This is a genomic window from Dyadobacter sp. SRI_021 (genome assembly GCF_057586235.1).
Window position 1 is genome coordinate 386,626 of sequence record NZ_JBYCZM010000006.1, and the last position, 20,489, is coordinate 407,114.

10 protein-coding genes are annotated in these 20,489 nt (G+C 50.1%); 4 read left to right on the top strand and 6 right to left on the bottom strand.

Annotated features, from left to right (window positions below; translation table 11 throughout):
* Positions 1–1,158 (bottom strand): zinc-dependent alcohol dehydrogenase, encoded by a 1,158-nt coding sequence (locus tag AC2YIT_RS20570; RefSeq protein ID WP_487280411.1) that lies wholly within the window; start codon positions 1,156–1,158, stop codon positions 1–3.
* A 137-nt stretch (positions 1,159–1,295) separates the two neighbouring features.
* Positions 1,296–2,261, bottom strand: coding sequence for a TIGR03885 family FMN-dependent LLM class oxidoreductase (locus AC2YIT_RS20575; protein WP_487280412.1), 966 nt, complete (start codon positions 2,259–2,261; stop codon positions 1,296–1,298).
* A gap of 295 nt (positions 2,262–2,556) precedes the next feature.
* On the opposite strand from AC2YIT_RS20575, the gene treZ reads away from it, so the two are divergent.
* Complete coding sequence (gene treZ, locus AC2YIT_RS20580; protein WP_487280542.1) at positions 2,557–4,401, top strand: malto-oligosyltrehalose trehalohydrolase; 1,845 nt, start codon at positions 2,557–2,559, stop codon at positions 4,399–4,401.
* Entirely contained in the window at positions 4,394–8,611 is a 4,218-nt protein-coding gene (treY, locus tag AC2YIT_RS20585; RefSeq protein ID WP_487280413.1) for a malto-oligosyltrehalose synthase, read from the top strand. Before treZ ends, treY begins: the two co-directional genes overlap by 8 nt.
* Positions 8,612–8,637: 26 nt before the next feature.
* Here the strand turns inward: treY and AC2YIT_RS20590 are convergent, their stop codons facing one another.
* Positions 8,638–10,272, bottom strand: a complete 1,635-nt coding sequence (locus tag AC2YIT_RS20590) for an alpha-amylase family protein (protein WP_487280414.1) — start codon at positions 10,270–10,272, stop codon at positions 8,638–8,640.
* 50 nt (positions 10,273–10,322) lie between these two features.
* A complete protein-coding gene (locus AC2YIT_RS20595; protein WP_487280415.1) occupies positions 10,323–11,003 on the bottom strand; it encodes a hypothetical protein in 681 nt (226 codons plus the stop codon).
* Positions 11,004–11,233: 230 nt separating this feature from the next.
* On the opposite strand from AC2YIT_RS20595, the gene AC2YIT_RS20600 reads away from it, so the two are divergent.
* Positions 11,234–14,329, top strand: coding sequence for a T9SS type A sorting domain-containing protein (locus tag AC2YIT_RS20600; RefSeq protein ID WP_487280416.1), 3,096 nt, complete (start codon positions 11,234–11,236; stop codon positions 14,327–14,329).
* A gap of 124 nt (positions 14,330–14,453) precedes the next feature.
* Here AC2YIT_RS20600 and AC2YIT_RS20605 read toward each other — a convergent pair whose 3' ends face one another.
* Positions 14,454–14,744 (bottom strand): hypothetical protein, encoded by a 291-nt coding sequence (locus AC2YIT_RS20605; RefSeq protein ID WP_430849275.1) that lies wholly within the window; start codon positions 14,742–14,744, stop codon positions 14,454–14,456.
* Between the two features lie 694 nt (positions 14,745–15,438).
* Here AC2YIT_RS20605 and AC2YIT_RS20610 point away from each other — a divergent pair.
* On the top strand, positions 15,439–16,191 hold the full coding sequence (locus tag AC2YIT_RS20610; protein ID WP_430849273.1) for a helix-turn-helix domain-containing protein: 753 nt from the start codon (positions 15,439–15,441) through the stop codon (positions 16,189–16,191).
* 111 nt (positions 16,192–16,302) lie between these two features.
* On the opposite strand, the gene AC2YIT_RS20615 is transcribed toward AC2YIT_RS20610, so the two are convergent.
* The gene (locus tag AC2YIT_RS20615; protein WP_487280417.1) at positions 16,303–20,337 is read right to left on the bottom strand and encodes a hybrid sensor histidine kinase/response regulator; all 4,035 of its coding nucleotides are present in this window, start codon (positions 20,335–20,337) and stop codon (positions 16,303–16,305) included.
* Positions 20,338–20,489: the final 152 nt, after the last annotated feature.

Genomic DNA, 20,489 nt, shown 5'->3' on the forward strand with positions numbered 1-20,489 from the left:
CTACTTTTTTGCTGATGGCGGAATAAGTATGGGCTTGATGCAGTGGTCCAGCTTGGCGGAGAAGATATGGTAGGCGTCCGCAATTTCTTCCAGGGGAATCCTGTGAGTGATGATCGCTTTGGGGTCGATCCGTCCTGCATGGACATGCTCTATCAGTCGCGGAAGCAGGCGTTTTACGGAGGCTTGGTTCGCGCGGATCGTTATGCCTTTATTAACTACGTTACCTATGGGTATCAGATTTCCGGTAGGACCGTACACACCGACAATCGAGACAATGCCTCCTTTTTTGACCGAATTAATCGCCCAGTGCAAAGCAGTCGCAGAGCCGGCCTGCAACATTAATTTCCTGCCGGTAATGGTCTGCAAGGCGTCACCGGCTGCTTCACATCCCACTGCATCAATGCACACATCGGCACCTATCCAGTCTGTTGTTTTCTTGATAAAAAGAACCGGGTCTTCCAGCGAACGGAAATTGTAGGCTTCGCATTGTGCATAATTTTTAACGAAGTCCAGCCGGTATTCAAGGTGGTCGATTACCATTACGCGTCCCGCACCAAAGAGCCAGGCTGACTTGGCGGCCATAATACCAACCGGGCCTGCACCGAACACGACGACTGTGTCTCCCGGTTTAATACTTCCCATTTCGGCGGCCTGGTAGCCCGTCGGGACGACGTCCGTCAGCAACACGGCGTCATCGTGATCCATATCCTCCGGTATGACAGTCGGTCCGACGTCCGCATAAGGTACACGCACATATTCCGCCTGCCCGCCGTCAAAGCCGCCCGCCGTATGCGAGTATCCGAAAATTCCTCCGACTGCGGTAGCTTGTGGGTTGGATTCATGGCAGTTTCCATAAAGTTGCTGCTCACAAAAGATGCACTTCCCACAGGCAATGTTGAAAGGCACGAGCACATTGTCGCCCACTTTCAGGTTCCGGACATCATCCCCGATTTCTTCAACGACGCCGATAAACTCATGACCGAAGGTGGTTCCGATCCTGGTGTCGGGTACCATGCCGTGATACAAGTGAAGGTCTGAGCCGCAAATACAGGACCGGGTGACCCTTATGATGGCGTCGCCGGAGTGCTCGATTTTAGGCATCGGCTTGTTGCGATCTGCCCTGACCCGATAAGGCCCGCGATAATTCATTGCTAACATGAGGTTGTCTCCTTTCTTTTGATGAAATGTTTAGTTGGAATATCACGGTTCAGTCCGGTTCATTGCGAGGCGCTGCACGTGATGATGAATGAAAAAGAAGGCGCCGCTCGTTAAAATCATGCCAGGTGAACCAATCATTAGGCCAAATGAGGGAGCACCTTTTCACCGAAGACCTCGATAAATGGGTGCTGGTTGAGATTGACGTTATGCAGATACAGCTGGGTAACGCCAGCCGCGATGTCGGCCGACAGCCATTCCAGATGCTGGTCGGGGCTGTCCGAGATCCGGACTGCGGCGCTCATATCCTCCGGCCTGACCACCATTCCAACGGCATCAAATCCTGAGGGCGACCGGATATCCGATAGCAGTGAGGAAGCAAAGATGTTATTTCGCCACTGACTGTGCGCGCCCCGCACGGCACTGGCCATATCTTTATCAAAAGACAACTGAACTTTCAGATAAACGGGCTTGCCCTCGCCACCCCCTTCGCGGAATGCATCGATCATCTTTTTCAGTTCGGCCGGGGGGCGGGAAGTGGTGATCATGGCGTCGGCCCAGCTTCCAACCCACCGGGCTGTTTTTTCGGTAAGCGCTGCGCCCGCCACAGTCGGCAGGTAGTCTGGCAGTGTATACAGTTTTGCGTCGAATACTTGTACCAATCCATTGTGCGTAACTGATTCGCCTTTCCAAAGGGCACGCATTATCTCGATGCATTCCATTAAACGCTGATTGCGCTCGTCCTTAGCCGGCCATCTTTCAGCGGTGATGTGTTCATTTAGAAACTGGCCGCTTCCCGCCGCAATCCAGAACCGACGGGGAAACATTTCACAAAGGGTTGCGACTGCCTGTGCGATGATGGCCGGATGGTAACGCTGACCCGGCGCATTCACAATTCCAAAATGCAGGTTGGTAGCTTGCATCGCGGCTCCGAGCCAGCTCCACGCAAAACCACTTTCGCCCTGTGTTTCGCTCCACGGAAAAAAATGGTCGGAAGTGAGAATGTCTGTGAATCCCGCCTGTTGGGCAAGTCCTGCGTAGCGGAGCAACTCGCTCGGTTTGAACTGTTCATGAGAAGCATGGTACCCGATACGGATGGTTGTCATACGGTTGTCTGTTAATTGTCGGGGGTATCCTTAAAAAATGTCGTGGGGCAGCCTCTCTACTAATCTGATGCCCGGTACCTGATTTCGCGGTTGTGGCCAAAGGAGCCCTTCCTGTGCGATCCGTATTCGAATCACTTCCCCACCTTGTGGATCAACCACCTCGCACGCAGAAGACAGTTTGATCCACAGCGTTCCTGGCTGCCGGCTTGTGCTCCAAAGACATTTTCGAGGCTTTCCTGGCACAATATTTAATAGCAATGCGCCGACAAAAACACAATTCACCAAGGTCAGATTGATGATTATTTTGAATACGAACAAACGGGCAACTGGAGTCACTTTTGATATTTCGGGTGTTGCATCTGTGGTGTTGTGGGCACCCAGGGCCAAGCGGGTGGAATTACTCATTCCCGGCAAGGACAAAACCATTTCATTGATTGGTAAAGAGCTCGGCTACTGGACAGCAGAAACCCGAGACTTGCAATCAGGCGATCTTTACTTCTTTGAACTGGATGGTAAAAGGCAACTACCGGATCCTGCATCACTTTCGCAGCCTGACGATGTGCATGGCGCTTCACAGGCACTCGATCTCAGTTCATTTGAATGGAGGGACGATGGCTGGCAGCAACATCCCCTGAAAGATTACATTATTTATGAAATTCATATAGGTACTTTCACGCCTGAAGGCACCTTCGCTGCCGCGATAGAAAAGCTGGACTATTTGGTTGATCTTGGCGTTACGGCCGTTGAGATTATGCCCGTAGCACAGTTTCCGGGTAACCGGAACTGGGGGTACGACGGCGTTTATCCTTTCTGTGTTCAGCATTCCTATGGAGGCGCGGAGGGTTTACAAAGCCTGGTAAATGCGTGTCACAGTAAAGGTCTGGCGGTCATTTTGGATGTGGTGTACAATCATGCGGGTCCTGAGGGAAATCATCTGGAAGCATTTGGTCCGTATTTCACGGAGAAATATCATACCCCCTGGGGGAATGCCATCAATTTCGATGACGCCTGGTGTGACGGAGTGCGGCGGTTTTTTATTGAAAATGCTCTGATGTGGTTCCGCGATTTTCACATCGATGCACTTCGCATGGATGCCGTTCACGCGATAAAGGACTTCAATCCCATACATATTTTGCAGGAGATGAGGCAGAACGTCGATTTGCTGATGCAACAAACAGGCCGCAGGCATTATCTGATTGTAGAGTTGGATCTCAATGATCCCCGTTTCATTAATCCGATAAACAAGGCAGGCTATGGTATGGATGCGCAATGGATCGATGAGTTTCACCACGCATTGCGCGTTGCCTCAGGGCAGGAAAGAACCGGCTACTATTCCGATTTCGACGGTGTCCGGTCACTGGCCAAATCTTACCAGGATGCTTACGTATACGATGGTGCGTTCTCTGAGCACCGCAAGAAGTTTTTTGGCATGAAGACAGAAAATGCAGGAGAGCAGTTTGTCGTTTTTTCGCAGAATCATGACCATGTTGGAAACCGCATGCTTGGCGAACGTACTAGTGAATTGGTAAGTTTTGAGATGCAAAAGCTGCTCGCGGGGGCCGTGCTGGTGAGTCCATATTTACCCATGCTGTTCATGGGGGAAGAATATGGGGAAAAAAGTCCATTCCTGTATTTCGTTAGTCACACCGATCCCGAACTTGCCGAAGAGGTGAGAAAAGGGCGTCAAAAGGAGTTCGAAGCGTTTCATATGGAAGGCGAAGCGCCGGACCCTGAGTCCGAGGAAACCTTCTATCGTTCCAAACTTCAATGGGAGTCGATTGAACGCGAGCCTCATCGCACAATGCTCAATTATTATAAAGAGTTGATATCCATCCGGAAAAGCCAGCCGCCGCTGCGTATACCCAATCGCAGGGAAGTTTCGGTAGAGCACAACACAGAAAGCAAGGTCATTGTGCTTCGCCGCCGGCATGGAACACATGAAGTCGTTTGCCTCATGAATTTTTCCAGCCGGGAACAGTCAGTGGAGATGCCGGCGGATGCACCCCATTGGTACAAACTGCTCGGATCTTCCGATCTCAAATGGGGCGGTTCGCAAGAGATGCCCGGCCAGGTTTCAAGTGGATCGGCATTGGTCTTATCTCCGGAATCAATCACACTTTACACAAATCAATATGAATAACCCCGTTGCTACCTATCGACTACAATTCCACAAGGAGTTTACTTTCAAAAATCTGGAAACAAGGATTCCCTATTTGCGGCAGCTGGGGGTGAGTACTATATATGCGTCGCCTGTTTTTAAATCGACGCCGGGAAGCATGCATGGCTACGACGGAGTAGATCCGAATGAAATCAACCCCGAAATCGGGAGTATGGAAGAATTGAAAGCACTCAGCAGTACCCTGAAAGAAAATCATATGCAATGGTTGCAGGATATTGTGCCCAACCACATGGCTTTTCACTCAGAGAATCCGTGGCTGATGGATGTGCTTGAAAAAGGGACACAGTCGATATATGCCGGTTTTTTTGACATTGCCTGGAACAGTCGTCTTTTTCATGGCAAACTGATGGTCCCGTTTCTCGGGTCGGACCTTGATGAGGAAATCGAAAACGGGAACGTGCTTATTTCCTATGAGTCTAACCGGTTAATGTTGACTTATGAAGGTGCCAATTTTCCCCTTCATCCCCGATCATATTCCACACTTTTCGAATCGGAGCTGATCAGGCACAATCAGGCGCTTGTGCAGATCGCAACGCAATGCAAAGCCATCGATGAGGTCGAAGGCCCGGCGGTTTTTTCCGAACAATGGAATGAGCTTCTCTTGCAGCTATCTTCATTGATGAAAAATCAAGATGAGAAAGAACTGATTACGCGGCTGCTGAAAGAGGTCAATGACAATCCGGAAAGATTGAAACAGATTATTGACCAGCAGACATATGTCTTATGTAATTGGCAAGACACAAACCGCCGTATCAACTTTCGGCGGTTTTTTACTGTGAATGGGCTGATCTGTCTCAATATTCAGGATGAACATGTCTTTCTGAGCTATCACGCGCTGATCAGGAAACTGGTTGACGAAGGCATTTTCGAGGGGTTAAGAATTGATCATATCGACGGCCTTTACGATCCGACCCGTTATCTGAAAGACATTCGGCGACTGGTGGGAGACGACATCTATGTGGTTGTGGAAAAAATCCTGGATCAAAACGAAGATATGCCGACGGACTGGCCTGTCCAGGGTACAACCGGTTATGAATTTCTGGCGACGGTCAATAATCTATTTACCAATGCAAATGCCGAGAAGACCTTTACAAGCTTTTATCAGGAACTAACGGGAGATAGCAAGACGGTCAAAGAGCATTTGTTAAAAAAGAAGGCTCATATACTTTTCGAACATATGGGCGGCGAGCTGGAAAACCTGTACGGGTTGCTGGTAGAATTGAATTTGGCAGACGGACAAGATCTGGAACGGGTTGGTAAAGAGCCGCTCAGAAAGGCGATAGGGGAGTTCCTGATCCATTGCCCGGTATACCGGTATTATGGTAATCAAATGCCTTTGAAATCGTCAGAAATGGCAGCGGTTCAAAAGATATTCGATGAGGTGAAGAGCTTTCATCCGGAGTTGGAGCAGGCTGTTGCGCTTCTCGAAAATGCCTTACTGATCAAGCCTTTCGAAGGTGATAGGGATTACAACGCTAAGGCCGTAGAGTTTTACCAGAGGGCTATGCAGTTTACGGGTCCCTTGATGGCCAAAGGAGGAGAGGATACGCTGATGTATACCTATGACCGTTTTATCGGGCATAACGATGTCGGCGATTCTCCGAAACGCTTTGGAATACCAACGAAGGAGTTTCACAGTAAAATGAAAAAGCGCCATAACAACTGGCCACTCTCTTTGAATACCACGTCGACGCATGACACAAAAAGGGGAGAGGATGTGCGGGCGCGCCTGAATGTCCTTACTGATCTTTCCGAAGAATGGATTTCTCGGGTAAAACGCTGGCAGGAACTCAATGCACCCCTCAGACAGAAATTTTCGGCACCGGATGTGAATGACGAGTACCTTATCTATCAGACGTTGATCGGCGCCTATCCGATGCCCGGACAGGACGACGACGACTTTGCCGCACGGTTTGACGAATACCTCCAAAAAGCGTTACGGGAGGCAAAGAGAAAGACAAGCTGGGCCGAGCCTAACGAAGAATACGAAGAGGGAACGCAAAAGTTTGCACAGGAACTATTGAATCAGCAAGGGGCTTTCTGGGAGGATTTTGTATCATTCCAAACGAAAATAGTGGACTTCGGTATTATCAATTCTCTTTCGCAAGTCATCCTGAAATTCACTTGCCCGGGAGTGCCGGACGTATACCAGGGGAGCGAGTTGTGGGATTTGAGCCTCGTAGATCCCGATAACCGGAGGTCAGTGGATTATGAAAAAAGGCAAAGCTGGCTACATGAATTTGAGGGAGCGGAACGGGACGTACTTCTGCAAAAGCTGTGGAGCGGCCGCAGCAACGGGCAGATCAAACTCTGGCTCACACAGCAGTTGCTTGAACTGCGAAAACAAAATCCGGCGCTTTTTTCAGAAGGAGAGTATGTTCCGTTACAGACAAAAGGCCGGTTCAAAGATCACCTTCTTGCCTTTGCACGTATGCATAAGAAGAATGTAATCATCGTTGCCGTTCCGTTGCACCTGGCTACGATTTGTGGAACGGAAGAGCTTTCTTCTTTTGACTGGAAGGATACCACCATCGAGCTGCCGCCCGCACTTGCATGGGAATGGGAACATTTGCTTACCGGTGATAAGACCGGATATGAAGGCAAAATGCCCGTAGCGGGATTATTTAATAAACTGCCATTTGCGATTTTAAAAGGAAACAGGGTCGATAACGATCGAAGTGCTGGCCTGTTAATACATATTTCTTCTCTCGCCTCCCCATTTGGAATCGGCGATATGGGACCCGAAGCTTTTGCTTTTGCCGATTTCCTGGATCGCAGTGACCAGCGGATATGGCAGTTACTTCCTTTGAACCCAACCGAACCCGCGCAGGGAAACTCGCCGTACAGTGCATTATCCAGCCGGGCCGGTAATCCGGCATTGATCAGCCCCGAGCTTTTGCAGGACGAAGGCCTGCTCGAAAACGTAAACCTTGCGGAATATCATCTTCCACAGGATGGGAAGGTTGATTTTGAAAAAGCGACGAAAATTAAGGGTGAGTTGCTGGAAAGGGCATTTGGCACATTTAACCGAAAACCGGAGCTATTTCCCGAGCAGGAATTTGCAAGGTTCGTGGCGGAAAATGCCGAATGGCTGGATAATTTTGCCCTGTACATGGTCATCAGGGAAAAGCACGATGGTGAACCCTGGACAGCTTGGGGGGAGCCGTTGAGGCTTCGCGATGCGGAAGCATTGAATGCAGTGATTGAACAGGAGCCGGAGAGAATCCGGTTTTTCAAATGGGTACAGTTTGTCTTTCACAAACAATGGAAGTCGCTCCGTCAATATTGCGGCGAGCGGGATATCAAATTCCTGGGCGATATGCCATTTTATGTGAGTTACAATTCTTCCGATGTCTGGGCGCACCGGGATCTTTTTATGTTGGATGAAAATGGAAATATTACCGGGGCTGCCGGCGTCCCTCCCGACTTATTTTCTGAGAACGGCCAGCTTTGGGGGATGCCGGTATATAACTGGGGCGCACACAAGGAGCAGGAATTTGAATGGTGGATAAACCGGCTCCGAAAAAATACCGAACTTTTTGATTTGACGCGTCTCGATCATTTCCGTGCTTTTGCAGAATATTGGGTTGTCCCGGGTAGTGAAAAAACAGCTGTTAACGGAGAATGGAAGCCCGGGCCTGGTTCGGAGTTTTTCAGGGCGGTGAAGGCCGCTTTGGGAGAACTGCCCTTCGTGGCCGAGGATTTGGGGGAGATAGGTTCCTCCGTGTCTGAGCTACGGGATGAATTCTCTCTTCCGGGCATGAAAGTGCTCCAATTCGCATTTGATGAAAGTATGGCCGAGTCACCCTATATCCCTCATAACTACACCCGCAATTTTGTGGCCTACACCGGCACACACGACAATAACACGATCAAGGGCTGGTTTAAACATCAAACTAGCGACGAATCTCGCGAAAGGCTGGAAGAATACGTGGGTTGCCCGGTAGATGAAGAAAATGTGTATTCAGTCATGGCCAGGCTCACCTATTCGTCAGTTGCCAAAATGGCGGTTATTCCGGTTCAGGATTTACTTAATCTGGATGAATCGTGTAAAATGAATAACCCAGGCTCTGATCAGGCTAACTGGACATGGCGTTTGGTGCCGGGACAGCTAACTCCCGAAGCGGAAACCAAATTGAAGCGCTGGGCCAGGATTTACAATCGCAGGTGAAAGTTTCTTCGACCGTCTGTGCTTGGTTAGCTGTTCATTTTTTGGGTAGATAACCACATGCAGCCGTAACCTTCCAGTTCAATTTCCAGTTTCCGACGCTCCACACGGCACGAGAACTCTGTCAACAGGTCGTACAGTTCGGTTTGATCGGGGAGGGCCAAATCCAGCGTCACCACAGCGGCAGCTGCATTTAGATTGTGGAGGTGTACCAAAAAGAAAAGCTCATTCTCGAAATGGTGAGCCAGTACGGAGGCTTGTTCGGTAGGAAATGACTGGAACTCGCTTTCGCTTAGGAGGGGTAACTGCCGGCGCAAATGCGCCAGCCTTCTCACATGCTCCAACAGCGAACCTTTTTTACCGATCTGCGATTCCACATTCACCTGATGGAAATCGAACTTGCCGTTTTCAATGGGCGGGCGCCCTACCCGGGACTTGGGGGCCCGCGAAAAGCCCGCATTCCTTTTGCTGCTCCATTGCATGGCCGTTCTGACGCTGTTCCGACCGCTCAGAGAAAGGTCGTCACCCATTCCGATTTCGTCCCCGTAAACGATGCAAGGTGTACCAGGCAGCGAGAAAAGCAGGCTATAAGCGAGTTTAAGGAGATCGGAATTGCCCTTCAGGATGCTCGCAAGTCGGCGCCTGATGCCGCGTCCGTAAATGATCATGTCCTCGTTGGGTGCAAATGCCTCAAAGATGATATGCCTCTCGGCATCACTGACCTGGCTCAGGTCGAGCTCGTCGAGGTTCCTGAGAAAATTGACCGACGCGTGGTTCCTCAGCTTGAATCGCAGCAAGTTGTAGGAGCGCTGAATGGGCTCCGCTGTATGAGAGGCTAGGGACAGGAAAATGTGATTGTTCAGAAAAAAATTGAAACACATGTCCAGCTGCGTTCCATCCATGAACGCTGTGACATCGTTAGGCGTCGTATCGGCTTCTCCTACCAGCAAGGCCTGCGGGTCGAGTTTTTTGGTATAACTGAAAATGTCCCTTAATGGCTGATGGGTGTCTTCCGGTACTTTCACCTGATGGTCCGGGTATTCGGTCATGCGTCCGGCCGCATCGATACGAAACCCTGCAATGCCATAGCTCATCCAGTAATCAATGATCCTTTTGATCTCATCGCAGACATCGGGGTTATGGATATTCAAACTGGGCTGAAAATGATAGAATCTGTGGTGATAATAGGCACCCGCTACCTGGTCGAAGGTCCAGACACCGGTTTCCTCGCCTGGAAATAACGTTCCCATACCCGGCTGCACGACAGGCGGGTGTTCCGACCAGTAATAGTAGTTACGATACCTCGACGACTTGTCATACCGCGCCGCCCTGAACCAGGGATGCTGGTCGGAGGTATGGTCTACCACCAGGTCGAGGATGACCCGAATGCCGCTTTCTCCGGCCTTTTGAACAAAATGCAGGAAATCGTCCAGTGTGCCGTATTTGGGGTTTACTTCCAGGTAACCTGTGATGTCGTACCCATTATCCCGCTCAGTGGACGGATAAAACGGAAGCAACCACACGGCGGTGATACCGAGTTCCGACAAGTAGGGTATTTTGGATGTCAGCCCTGGGAAATCGCCGATACCATCGGCGTTCCCGTCACAAAAATGCTCGACATCGATTGCATAGATTACCGCTTTTTTCCACCATTGCTGCTGCATATGTTTCTGGCATCCGGTATTGAAATGACCGTTTGAGCTTTTTTACCGTTTTATTCAAAATGCAGGAATATCTCGTTCCCGATCTTTTCGGCCAGGGCGGGGTCGGCGCGATCGAGTTTCCAACCGCTTTTGGTGCACCTGATAATTCCGATATTTTCGTCATTGAGTGTCACCTCGGCTTCATAGCAAACGCCTTCCGCGCAAGTTTCAGCGATAGGGATCGCGTCACCTTTGTAAGTTACTCCCTCATGCTCAAATTGAAGCGGTATCGGCTCCTTTTCAAGCTGTTCGATGATGCTCCTGAGAAACTCGATCAAATGCTTCCTTTGCGTGGGTGCCTTTGCGCTCCACTTATTTTTGTCGGCCCGCTTGTGCGCCAATTTGAATTTTAACCCGGTTAGTTCGGTCGAATAATCGTTCGCATTCAGCTTGGTGACATTTTGATGTGCCAGAATATACCACTGATAGCTCGTACCAACCGGGACGCCCGAATTCTCCGGCGCCCGACCGGCACGCCTTTTGGTTACGGCGTAGGATATTTCCCATAAATCCGGGGTGATCTTGGTTTCTTTCCAGTCGCCTTGGTCATAGTGCCAGTGATGCCCACGCCCGATCTGCATGCCGGTGTATTGCTTGCCATGATAGGTTTTGAACTTGTTGTAACTTTCAGAAAGGTTCTTCCGGGGCGTTGTCTTTTTTTTGCAGTATTTCGACATTTCCCTCGTCCTCATTCTCGTTGACGACTTTTTTCCTGGTTGCCATATCGCTGTACGTCTAATTGTTTCGTAGAGCGAAGGGCGGGCACAATAAGTGTGCCAGGGGTTTGGCAATCAAACTGAAAATATAGTCGTACATAATTGACGATTTCTTCTCCCGTCGGTGTGGCTAAAAAGCAGTTACTTTCCATCATCACTCTCGCGCTCATGCGCAACGCTGCTTACATCACTTAATTTCTTCAGGCATGAAATCAAATTTTACGGTACTAACCAGAGGGCTTCTTTGGTTCCTGCTGCTTTCCATCAATCATTCATTATTTGCCCAATTGGGCTGTTATAGTGCATCCGGTTGTCAGGATTACGGTAATTTCGGTTATGCGTCTACGGTCGCTTCGAATCTCGAATACGACAACTACGTTTCGGGCTGGCACTCGTCAGCGGTGAGGGATATCGACGGTTCTTTCAAAGTATGGGGGGAACTCTCGAAGGCCGATGGCGCGGGCGCCCACCTTATTCCCACAGAAGTAAATGCTACCAACTACCCAGGGCTCACCGGTACCCCGTTAAAAATGGGCATTGGGTCGGCAAGCCGCAACACTGTGCAGTACATCCTGCTTACCAGCGATAACAAACTTTGGGTGTGGGGCCGGGCGGGGGCCGTCGTGGATGCAGCTTTGACGGCCAACGTCAGCAATGTAATTGTGGAAACCGGACAACCGGCAGTGAATGTCACTCCATTCCAGCAGTTGTCCATCGGCCTTCCGGCAGGGGTTACGGCAGCAAATGTTAAAATGATGTTTGTTACATCCGGTTCGATCGTGATCACCACCTGCGGTGACGGAAGGGTATATACCCTGTCTCAAAGTGCGTGGGTTCGGGGGGTGAATGGTGGGAATAATTTATCCTGGAATGTAGTGCAAAAGGAATCGGGAGGTGATCTTACCGACATAGTGGCCGCAAGGGGTTCACGTACCGGGGTGATTGCCTTGGACAATTCCGGCAACCTTTGGGTTTATGGCGCAAATTCCTGGGACGGTGTAGCCGCCGCGAGCGCGAACCGGTCAAGAGCTGTTCCTATGGCGCTACCGCCTGCCGGCGCCGGGGCAAAAGTTAAGATGATTGGTACGACCACCGCTTTTACTAACACCGTGGCCTATTATGTACTCTACGAGGACGGCAGGTTGTTCGCCCTGGGCGCTAATGACCGCAAGCAGCTCGGAAACTGGGACCCGGCTAATGCAAACCAACCCACCACCTGGACGCAGCCGCGCTATGCCTCGGCCGCAGGGCCGGTCATGAATGATATCAAATGGATATCGCCGCAGGAACATGACGGGCTTTATGGTTTTATTAATGTATTGACCAATGGCCAAAAGGTATTTAACTGGGGGCAGGAGAGTGGTTACGCCCTGGGAAGAGGCGTTCATGCGAGCGTGAGCGGCTCCACGCCCGTCGATCCCGGAGAGCCTATCAGTTTTGAGGCTGGCTACGCGAACTCCCAGATTATTTCGCTCGAATCGGGAGGGCATACAACCATGATGCTGCGCGAATGCGAAGACGACTTCGGTTATATAGGCCACCGCATCCATGGCAGTATGGGCGATAACATCGATACCGATGTTACCGACAATACCGTGCACTTCCGTACCAGCGCGGTACAGGTGTGCGGGGCTGTCACAACCGACGCCAGTCTGACGGTGGCTTCACCGGGCCCCTATCTGTCCGGCAGCTCGGTAACATTCGTGGGAGCGCCCTCGGGCGGCACGTACGCCATCGATGCGAGCCTGACAACCGTTGCCGGTGCGACCATCGACCCTGTCACGGGGGTAGCCAGCATTCCATCGGCCGGTACATTGCGGGTTAATTATACCATTAATAGTGCTGCCTGTGGCGCTGTGGTCATGAACCAGCTCGTCAATGTCGAACGTATGATCAGCATCCCGGGTAATGTCTGGATAGATGCCAATGGGGATGCAATTGTGGACGGTACGGAAAGCGGAACCGGGAACGGCTTCTGGGCCAATCTGCTCGACCCGCAGGGCAATGTGGTGGCATCGGTGCAAGTAGCGGCCGATGGTTCCTATAACATCGAGGTGCGCAGTGGCCTGCTGACCAGCATTGGAAACTACTCGGTGGTGCTGACGAACGGGAGCCGGAATATCGGCGACATTGTTACCGGTGCGGATACGCCCCTGAATGCCTATGAGTACACCGGCACCAACCGGGGCGGAACAAACTCCGTTGCACCGTCTAACAATACGGGAATGGTTAATCTGGGGAGCCTGAACGCTCTTCCGGCTACTACAACTGCTTTGGACCCTGTTAATTTCGGTATCCAGACTCCGCCTGTCGCGGATCCAAAGAGCTATACCGTCCCTAACAGCGCATTCAGTGCGATACCTCCAGCAGCATTTCCGGTAGAAGCGGGTTATCAGTCTATCCCTGCATCGTCAACAAGCCTGACCGGCTACCCGACGGGTGGTTCGCTTTCAGGTTCGGATGCAGAAGATTGTGCAGCGGCGGGTACGTGCGCCACGGGAACTTCGACCACATTCACCATTCATACCGTCAATGCGAATACCCTGGTGTATTACGACTTCGGCGGAGCGACCGGCATTCAGCAGATAGATGTATCTGGCGGGCCAGTGAGCATCCCCGATTTCGATGTGAATAAACTGGTGGTCTACGGGAAAGTAGGAAGCGGCACGGCAGGAAACGAATTTGGTTTTACCTACTCGATGACCGACGCGGCGGGCGCTAGCAGTACCCCAGTGGCTTACACTATTGCAACCGAATTCGCATTGCCTGTGACGCTGATCAGCTTTGAAGCTTCCGCCGAGATGAACACCGTGCATCTGGCCTGGGCTACGGCCAGCGAAGAAAATAGCAGGGGCTTCGAAATCGAGCGCAGCACCAATGCCTCTGACTGGACGAAAATCGGTTTTGTAGCGTCACAATCATCCGGAACCGGTAGCGCAAGCCGACTCGACTATGACTTTACGGATGCTTCGATGCGCAAAGGAATAAGCTATTATCGCTTGAAAATGGTCGATCTTGACGGAACGTTTGCGTACAGCCAAATCCGGTCGCTTCGGGTGGATGGTGGAGATCAGCTCCTTGTTTATCCGAATCCAGTAGCAGACGGCAAACTTACGATCGGTCCTTCGGCGCCGGGGCCATACCGGGTAGAAGTTAACAACCTTGCCGGGGCCTGTGTCATGCAACTTCGTCTGGAAAATCAGCGCCAGTTTGACGTGCGTGGGTTAGCCAGGGGAATGTACATTTTGCGGATCATTTCTGTTAGTGGAGAAACGCAAACCTGCACTTTCTTCGTAAAGTAGACGCAGCAGCTATGTAATACAGAATCCGTAAATAGAAAGGGTGCGAGATCGTTCTTGCACCCTTTTTACATATTTGACTAACCTGAATTTGCTCGCAGCACTTTATATCATTGCGGCACGCACTTTACACGGCGCTCACAAGCTTAAAATTTCTCCTCGAACGGATATTTGGCGTCTTAACCAATAGCTCCACTGCGATTTGTGTATTGAGAAACATCCGGTCTTTCGACAGAGAACTGAAACACTCTTTGAGTTCTTCTTCTCCAAAATCGTCGGGTAGGTATGCGTCGATTTTTTCCTGGAAAAAATTGACTATATTTTCAATGGGCTGCTGATAATCGTAAAGGGTAATCTTGCACGTTTTGTATGCAGATCTTAACTTTTTGATATTTTCAATAATAGCCTTATCTGACATTATACCGACCCTGATAAAAAAATAAATGATCTCGCTATCCGACTTATATATTGGTAATTCGGAGAGAAAGTCATACTCAGTAAATATGCAAGATGGTACCATTTCTTGCAAGATTGATTTAATTCCTGCTCTGTACATTGGACGGTTGTCTAATATGACGACCATATAATCTTCTTTCATGTTACTAGTTCTCATATTACGCAATTTTGTTGTGTGATTGGAAGAGCAATTTCCGATTTGATGATGGAGTGTTGAAAATTCGTATTGATCCTAAATTGCGCCTTTATTTCCAGAGGCAGGGTAGGTGTAATTGTCATTTTACTGTGTTTTTCTTCTTACCTGAATAAAATATCCGGTGCGCATTCCGATGTTATTGCCGAAAGCCTGACTGAGGGATCCGGCAATGATGGCTTACCGGCGTTTTGTCCGCTTTACGATGGTAGAAATTCTTGGCTATTTGGTAGGAAATTCGTCTTTATGTCCTGTTTAGGGCGTTTTTGCATTGTTAGTAAATGTGCCTTGCGTTATGTTTGTGGTCGTCAGTCAGGTCATCAGGTTGGTCGGTTTTCTGATTTTACCGGGCTGCCCATAAGCAATTCGGGCATGTACATGGGCTGCTTATTGCGCCGTAATTGCGCATGTACTTTAACAAGTATTTTTTATTTAGTAAAAATTGTCGCACTTCGGACATTTTATGAATTCGGAAGACAGGAGGCTGGTTTTGATTATTAGAAACAGCACCAATATGTATGGTTTGAGAAGAGAGGTGTTAAGGAATAACTTCCAGGTGTTGGAAAGTAATAGTGCTGAATATGGCCTCGAATTGGCAAAACAAACGAGGCCCGATTTAGTCTTGTGCGATATATCAAGTTCTTCGCTTGGCGGGCTGACTATTTGTTCAAAGCTGAAATCGGACATAGATACAAGGCATGTATCAATTATTTTATTGGGGCCACTTTCCAGGCAGATAGATGCTTTGCGAGCGGGTGCAGACGACTACATTTTACTTCCGTTCGATAGTCATGTGTTGAGATTGAAAATCGAAAACATGATCAGACTGCGCGATGCCATGCGCAGCAAGTTGGCGCAGGAAATTTCAACACCAACTGAATCAAAAGAGGTGAGCGACCAGTTTCTTGATAAACTGGAACAGTTGGTATTGGAGAATATTGCCGATGCGGATTTCGGAGTCCATAAAATCGCATTTCAGATAGGTATCAGCGTTTCCGTATTGTATCGTAAGCTCCGATTAATTACTGGCTTAACGGTAAATGATTTTGTTAAAGCGATCAGAATGAAAAGAGCGATGAAAATGTTGGAAATGGGGATATATCCTGTAAATGAGGTCGCCGCAGCGATAGGATATGAGGATAGCAAGTATTTTAGCAAAGAGTTTCGGAAATTCTTCGGAAAGACTCCTACGGACGTAAAACGACGTACCAAATAGGTATACGATAAGCCTACACTGTACACACTGAATCTTAACCGATTTTTCGGTACACGTTGAGTAAATAGGATCAGCCTCCCGGATTTCGGGAGGATTGATTTGATTTAGTAATCAGCCAGGGAGCTGCTTCTTAATTTCGATCGGGTTTTTCCCGAATGTCTTCTTGAACTCCTTACTGAAATACTTGCTGTCGTCGTAACCGATCATCATCGCTACTTCCGCCACATTGTAAACGCCCGATTCGAGCAATTTTCTGGCTTCATGGAGCCGGACCGCCTTCACGAAGTCGTTTACGGTCATGTCCGTCAGTGTCCGTAACTTCCGGTAAAGCACCGATACGCTCATGCCCGCATGTGAAGCCAGTTCATTCACACCGAAATCGGGGTTCGAGAGGTTATCTTTCACCATGGCCCTGAGTCGGGCGATAAATGCCTCGTTCACGTCCCGGGCGATGTTGTTTGCAGCTCCGTCCACCAGTGCGAGCTCCCGGTAGCGCGCTCGCAGCTCGTCCCGCACGCGGATCAGGTTGTTGACTTTCAATTCAAGAATCCGCGGATCGAATGGTTTGGCCAGGTAGTCGTCCGCGCGCGATTCGAGCCCTTCGATTACGTGTTCGTTCTGCGTTCGGGCCGTGAGCAATACCACGGGAATGTGCGCCGTGGCCATATTGCTTTTCAGCCGTTTGCACACTTCAAGCCCGTTCATTTCCGGCATCATCACATCAGACAGTACAATGTCGGGCAAATGTCCGTTCGCCAGTTCGAGTCCACGTGCGCCATTCTCCGCTTCGAGTATGTTGAAATCGGTTTCAAAGAGGTCGCGGATAAATACCCGTAACTGGTCGTTGTCTTCAATGATCAGGATAGTATTGACCTGCTTTCCATTGGCGGTGTGGTGACCGGCTGGCAAGGCTACCACGTCAGTTAATATTTCTTTCGTATATGCATATCCGTTAGATGTGATTTGCTCGGGTGCGAAATGCCGGTTGTCCCGCAGCATCCGGATTGTCAGCGTGGTGCCACCCGGCGAGGCGTCGCCCGGCGAACCGTTGCGGGTGCTCGTCGCATTTCCATTCAGCGCATGGTTGCTATGCAGGCGGCTTTCGGCAGTGAGGTAGCCGTGATGCTGCTCGACGATTGCCTTCGAAAGGGCCAGCCCGATGCCGTAGCCTGGTTTTTCGGAATCTGCCTGGTAGTAATAGGTGAAAAGTTTTTGTAAATGCTCCTGCGACATCCCCTTCCCATTGTCCTCTACGGTAATTTTTACTTCGTTGGAAACCTCGGTAATGCGTACTTCCACGCGACCGGCCTCGTGGGTAAATTTATAGGCGTTGCCCAACAGATTGTAAAACACTTTCTGCATTTGGGCGACGTCAAACCACAGCAAAACGGGCGTTTCGGGGGCTATCAGCACGGTTTCGATCCCTTTTTCCTTAGCCATATGCTCGAATGCGGCGATCACACTTTTAATAATCTTCACCACGTCATGCTCGCGTACTTGCAAGCGTGTACCGCCACTCTGGATTTTACGGAAATCGAGCAGTTCATTCACCAGGAGCATGAGCCTGTCGGAGCTATTACGTGCGTAACTGAGGTAGTTTTCGTTGCTTTTGCCCTCCGTGGCTTGTTGGTAGGCCTTTTCCAATGGCCCGCTGATCAGCGAAAGGTGCGTGCGGATTTCGTGCGAAATGTTGGTGAAAAAATCGAGTTTGACCTGGTTCAATGCCTTTTCTCTCCGGAAAGAGCTCCGGATCCAGAGGAACCGGGCAATAGTATATATGACACCGGTAGCCAGCAGCAGATAGGTCAGGTATGCCCACCAGGTCCGCCACCAAGGCGGTAATATGTTGATTTTAACTTGAAGCGGTTCTTTCGTCCAGATACCGTCGCCATTAGCCGCCTTGACCTGGAAGATGTAGCTGCCTGGCGGGAGGTTCGTATAGGTTGCCGATGGCGTTTTGACATAGTTCCAGTCCCGGTCGATGCCGTCTATTTTGTAGGCATAGCGGTTCAAGTCCGATCTCATGTAGTCCAGCAGCGCGAAGTCGAGTGTGAAAATGCTTTGGTCATGCCGGAAGGTGATTTCCTTTAATTTTCCGACGGGTACCGGAAGAATACCGGTACTGTCACCTGCCTGCACTGTTTTGTTAAATAATTTTAAGGAACTGAGAACAATAGGGGCGGAGCGGTTGGGTATGGATATCGCGGCCGGATCGAAGCTGAACATGCCTTTATCGGTCACGAAATAGAGATGGCCATTCCGGTCGGTCGTGCCGGCGCCTTGCATCAAGGTCCCTTTCGCAGGCAGGCCGTCCTGCCAGCTGTACGATTGAAGCGTCTTTTCCCTGGGATGGTAGCGGTATAATTTCGTAGACGCATTGATCCAGAGATAACCCTTGCTGTCGGGCACCACATCATATACATCTTCTTGCGGAATGTCGTTATTCAGCTCAAACTGGTTCTTTTCAGGATTGTAGCTTAGCAGTTGTGTATGACCTGCGGCCCAGATTGTTCCCCACTTGTCCTTATTCACACGCCATGAAATGGAGAACTCCGAATTTGAGCGGATTTTTTCGATGACAAGTTTAGGAATTTTGGCTGCCTCGGGCTTGAGCCGGTAAAGTCCGGCACTTCCGCCGATCCAGATATTCCGGCGCGAATCCTCGAAAATAGAGGCCGCGTAGTTAACCGTTGCGGCCTTGGTGAAGGTGCCGTTTTTTTTGTCGAGCAAGAGCAAACCATAAGCTCCTCCCACCCAGAAATGCCCGTAACTATCCTCGGCGATCACGTAAGTCCGTCCTTTTTTTAGTTCGGGCCCTCCCGGCACCAGAAGGGGGTAATGGCGGTAAATACCCCGTCGGAAATCGACACTGGTTAACACAGCTTCGCCGCCAGCCCAGAGTACTTCGTTTTCATCGATGTAAAATGCATAATAATCTGCTTTGGCGTCTAGTTTTAGGGGAAACATCTCGGATTTTTTACCTGCGGCGTCAAAGAGCAGCAGTTTTTGCAGATCGTCCGAAATGCTCCACATACAACTCGTTTTGCTTTTTCCGATCCAGGCATTCACGAATGAGCTGGCGCGGGGGTCGTCAGGGCCGAATGGCCAGCGTTTGAAGCGGGGAGAGTTGAGGTGGACGTAGCAGATCCCACCATAGTAGCTTCCCAGCCAAAGCCCGCCGTGGTTGTCTAGGTAGGCAGCATACAGCGAATTGTCAGGCAGGCTATGTGGGGCACCGGGTTGGTTCACATACCAATCCACTTCCCCTGTCGACGGGTTGAAATGCGCCAGGCCCGAGTCGGTAGCAAGCAGCAGCCTGCCGCGCCTGTCCGAAATAATATCCCGTACAACCGGCAGGCCACCGGCTGTATTTTTCAAACTGCTGATGGTGCTGAAAACTTCCTTTGCCGGATCGAACCGGATCAGTCCGCCGTTGCCATTCCCAAGCCAGACAGGGCCATTGTTGTTTATGAAAATAGTCATAAACTCGTTCCGCAGTGGTTCGGCTGCAGACGGTGGCATTCGGTACAGTTTCGGCTTGTCACCATTGACCGGCATCCTGATTAGTCCGTTAGCCGAGCCGAGCCAGAGCGTTCCGTCTTTGCCTTCGGCTATGCATTTGATTTCAAGTGACGCGCCTTCGAATTCATTTTGCAGATGGCGCGATATGTTGACCGATCCCTTATGGGTAACAATGCGGGTGAGTCCATGCTGCGTCCCTGCCCAAATTTGGTTTTTGCTATCTTCCATTACACAGTTGACCCACGCGTGGGACAGCGAATTAGCGCGGGTCGAATCATGTTTAAAATGGGTGATATGGGCCGTGTTTGGATCATACAGTGTCAACTCCGAGTCAGTACCTACCCAGATGCGGCCTTGTGAGTCGGATATGATGTCCTGAATGCCCCTAAAGACTGGCTTTCCGGCGGGATCCTTCAGGTAGCGGGTCAGGCTGCGGGTGTCATACCGGATCAGCCCGTTCTGGGTGCCAAACCACATCAGGCCGTCTTTACCCTGCGCAATGGCAAATACGCCATTGATGGGCTCTTCTTCTTTTTCTAAAATGTTTTTAAATGACTGGGCTCTCGTATCGAAGCAGGCAAAAATAGTAATCAGGCTAAGCAGGAGACTTTTGTAACTGGTCATCGAAGAAGCGTACTTGGTGGAGAAGAAGGCTTTTGTAATTATTACAAACTTACGATCTGTCGACGCATACAACCAAATCCAATGTCACCGTTGCGCTACACTGGTACACCGCGACTGAGGTATTTGTCGAAATTTCGCCTTAAATATCCGTG

What these genes read in the sequence shown, in the direction of transcription:
- AC2YIT_RS20570 (WP_487280411.1), bottom strand. Translation starts at nt 1,158, where the DNA reads ATGTTAGCAATGAATTATCGCGGGCCTTATCGGGTCAGGGCAGATCGC.
- AC2YIT_RS20575 (WP_487280412.1), bottom strand. Translation starts at nt 2,261, where the DNA reads ATGACAACCATCCGTATCGGGTACCATGCTTCTCATGAACAGTTCAAA.
- treZ (WP_487280542.1), top strand. Translation starts at nt 2,557, where the DNA reads ATGATTATTTTGAATACGAACAAACGGGCAACTGGAGTCACTTTTGAT.
- treY (WP_487280413.1), top strand. Translation starts at nt 4,394, where the DNA reads ATGAATAACCCCGTTGCTACCTATCGACTACAATTCCACAAGGAGTTT.
- AC2YIT_RS20590 (WP_487280414.1), bottom strand. Translation starts at nt 10,272, where the DNA reads ATGCAGCAGCAATGGTGGAAAAAAGCGGTAATCTATGCAATCGATGTC.
- AC2YIT_RS20595 (WP_487280415.1), bottom strand. Translation starts at nt 11,003, where the DNA reads ATGAGGACGAGGGAAATGTCGAAATACTGCAAAAAAAAGACAACGCCC.
- AC2YIT_RS20600 (WP_487280416.1), top strand. Translation starts at nt 11,234, where the DNA reads ATGAAATCAAATTTTACGGTACTAACCAGAGGGCTTCTTTGGTTCCTG.
- AC2YIT_RS20605 (WP_430849275.1), bottom strand. Translation starts at nt 14,744, where the DNA reads ATGTCAGATAAGGCTATTATTGAAAATATCAAAAAGTTAAGATCTGCA.
- AC2YIT_RS20610 (WP_430849273.1), top strand. Translation starts at nt 15,439, where the DNA reads ATGAATTCGGAAGACAGGAGGCTGGTTTTGATTATTAGAAACAGCACC.
- AC2YIT_RS20615 (WP_487280417.1), bottom strand. Translation starts at nt 20,337, where the DNA reads ATGACCAGTTACAAAAGTCTCCTGCTTAGCCTGATTACTATTTTTGCC.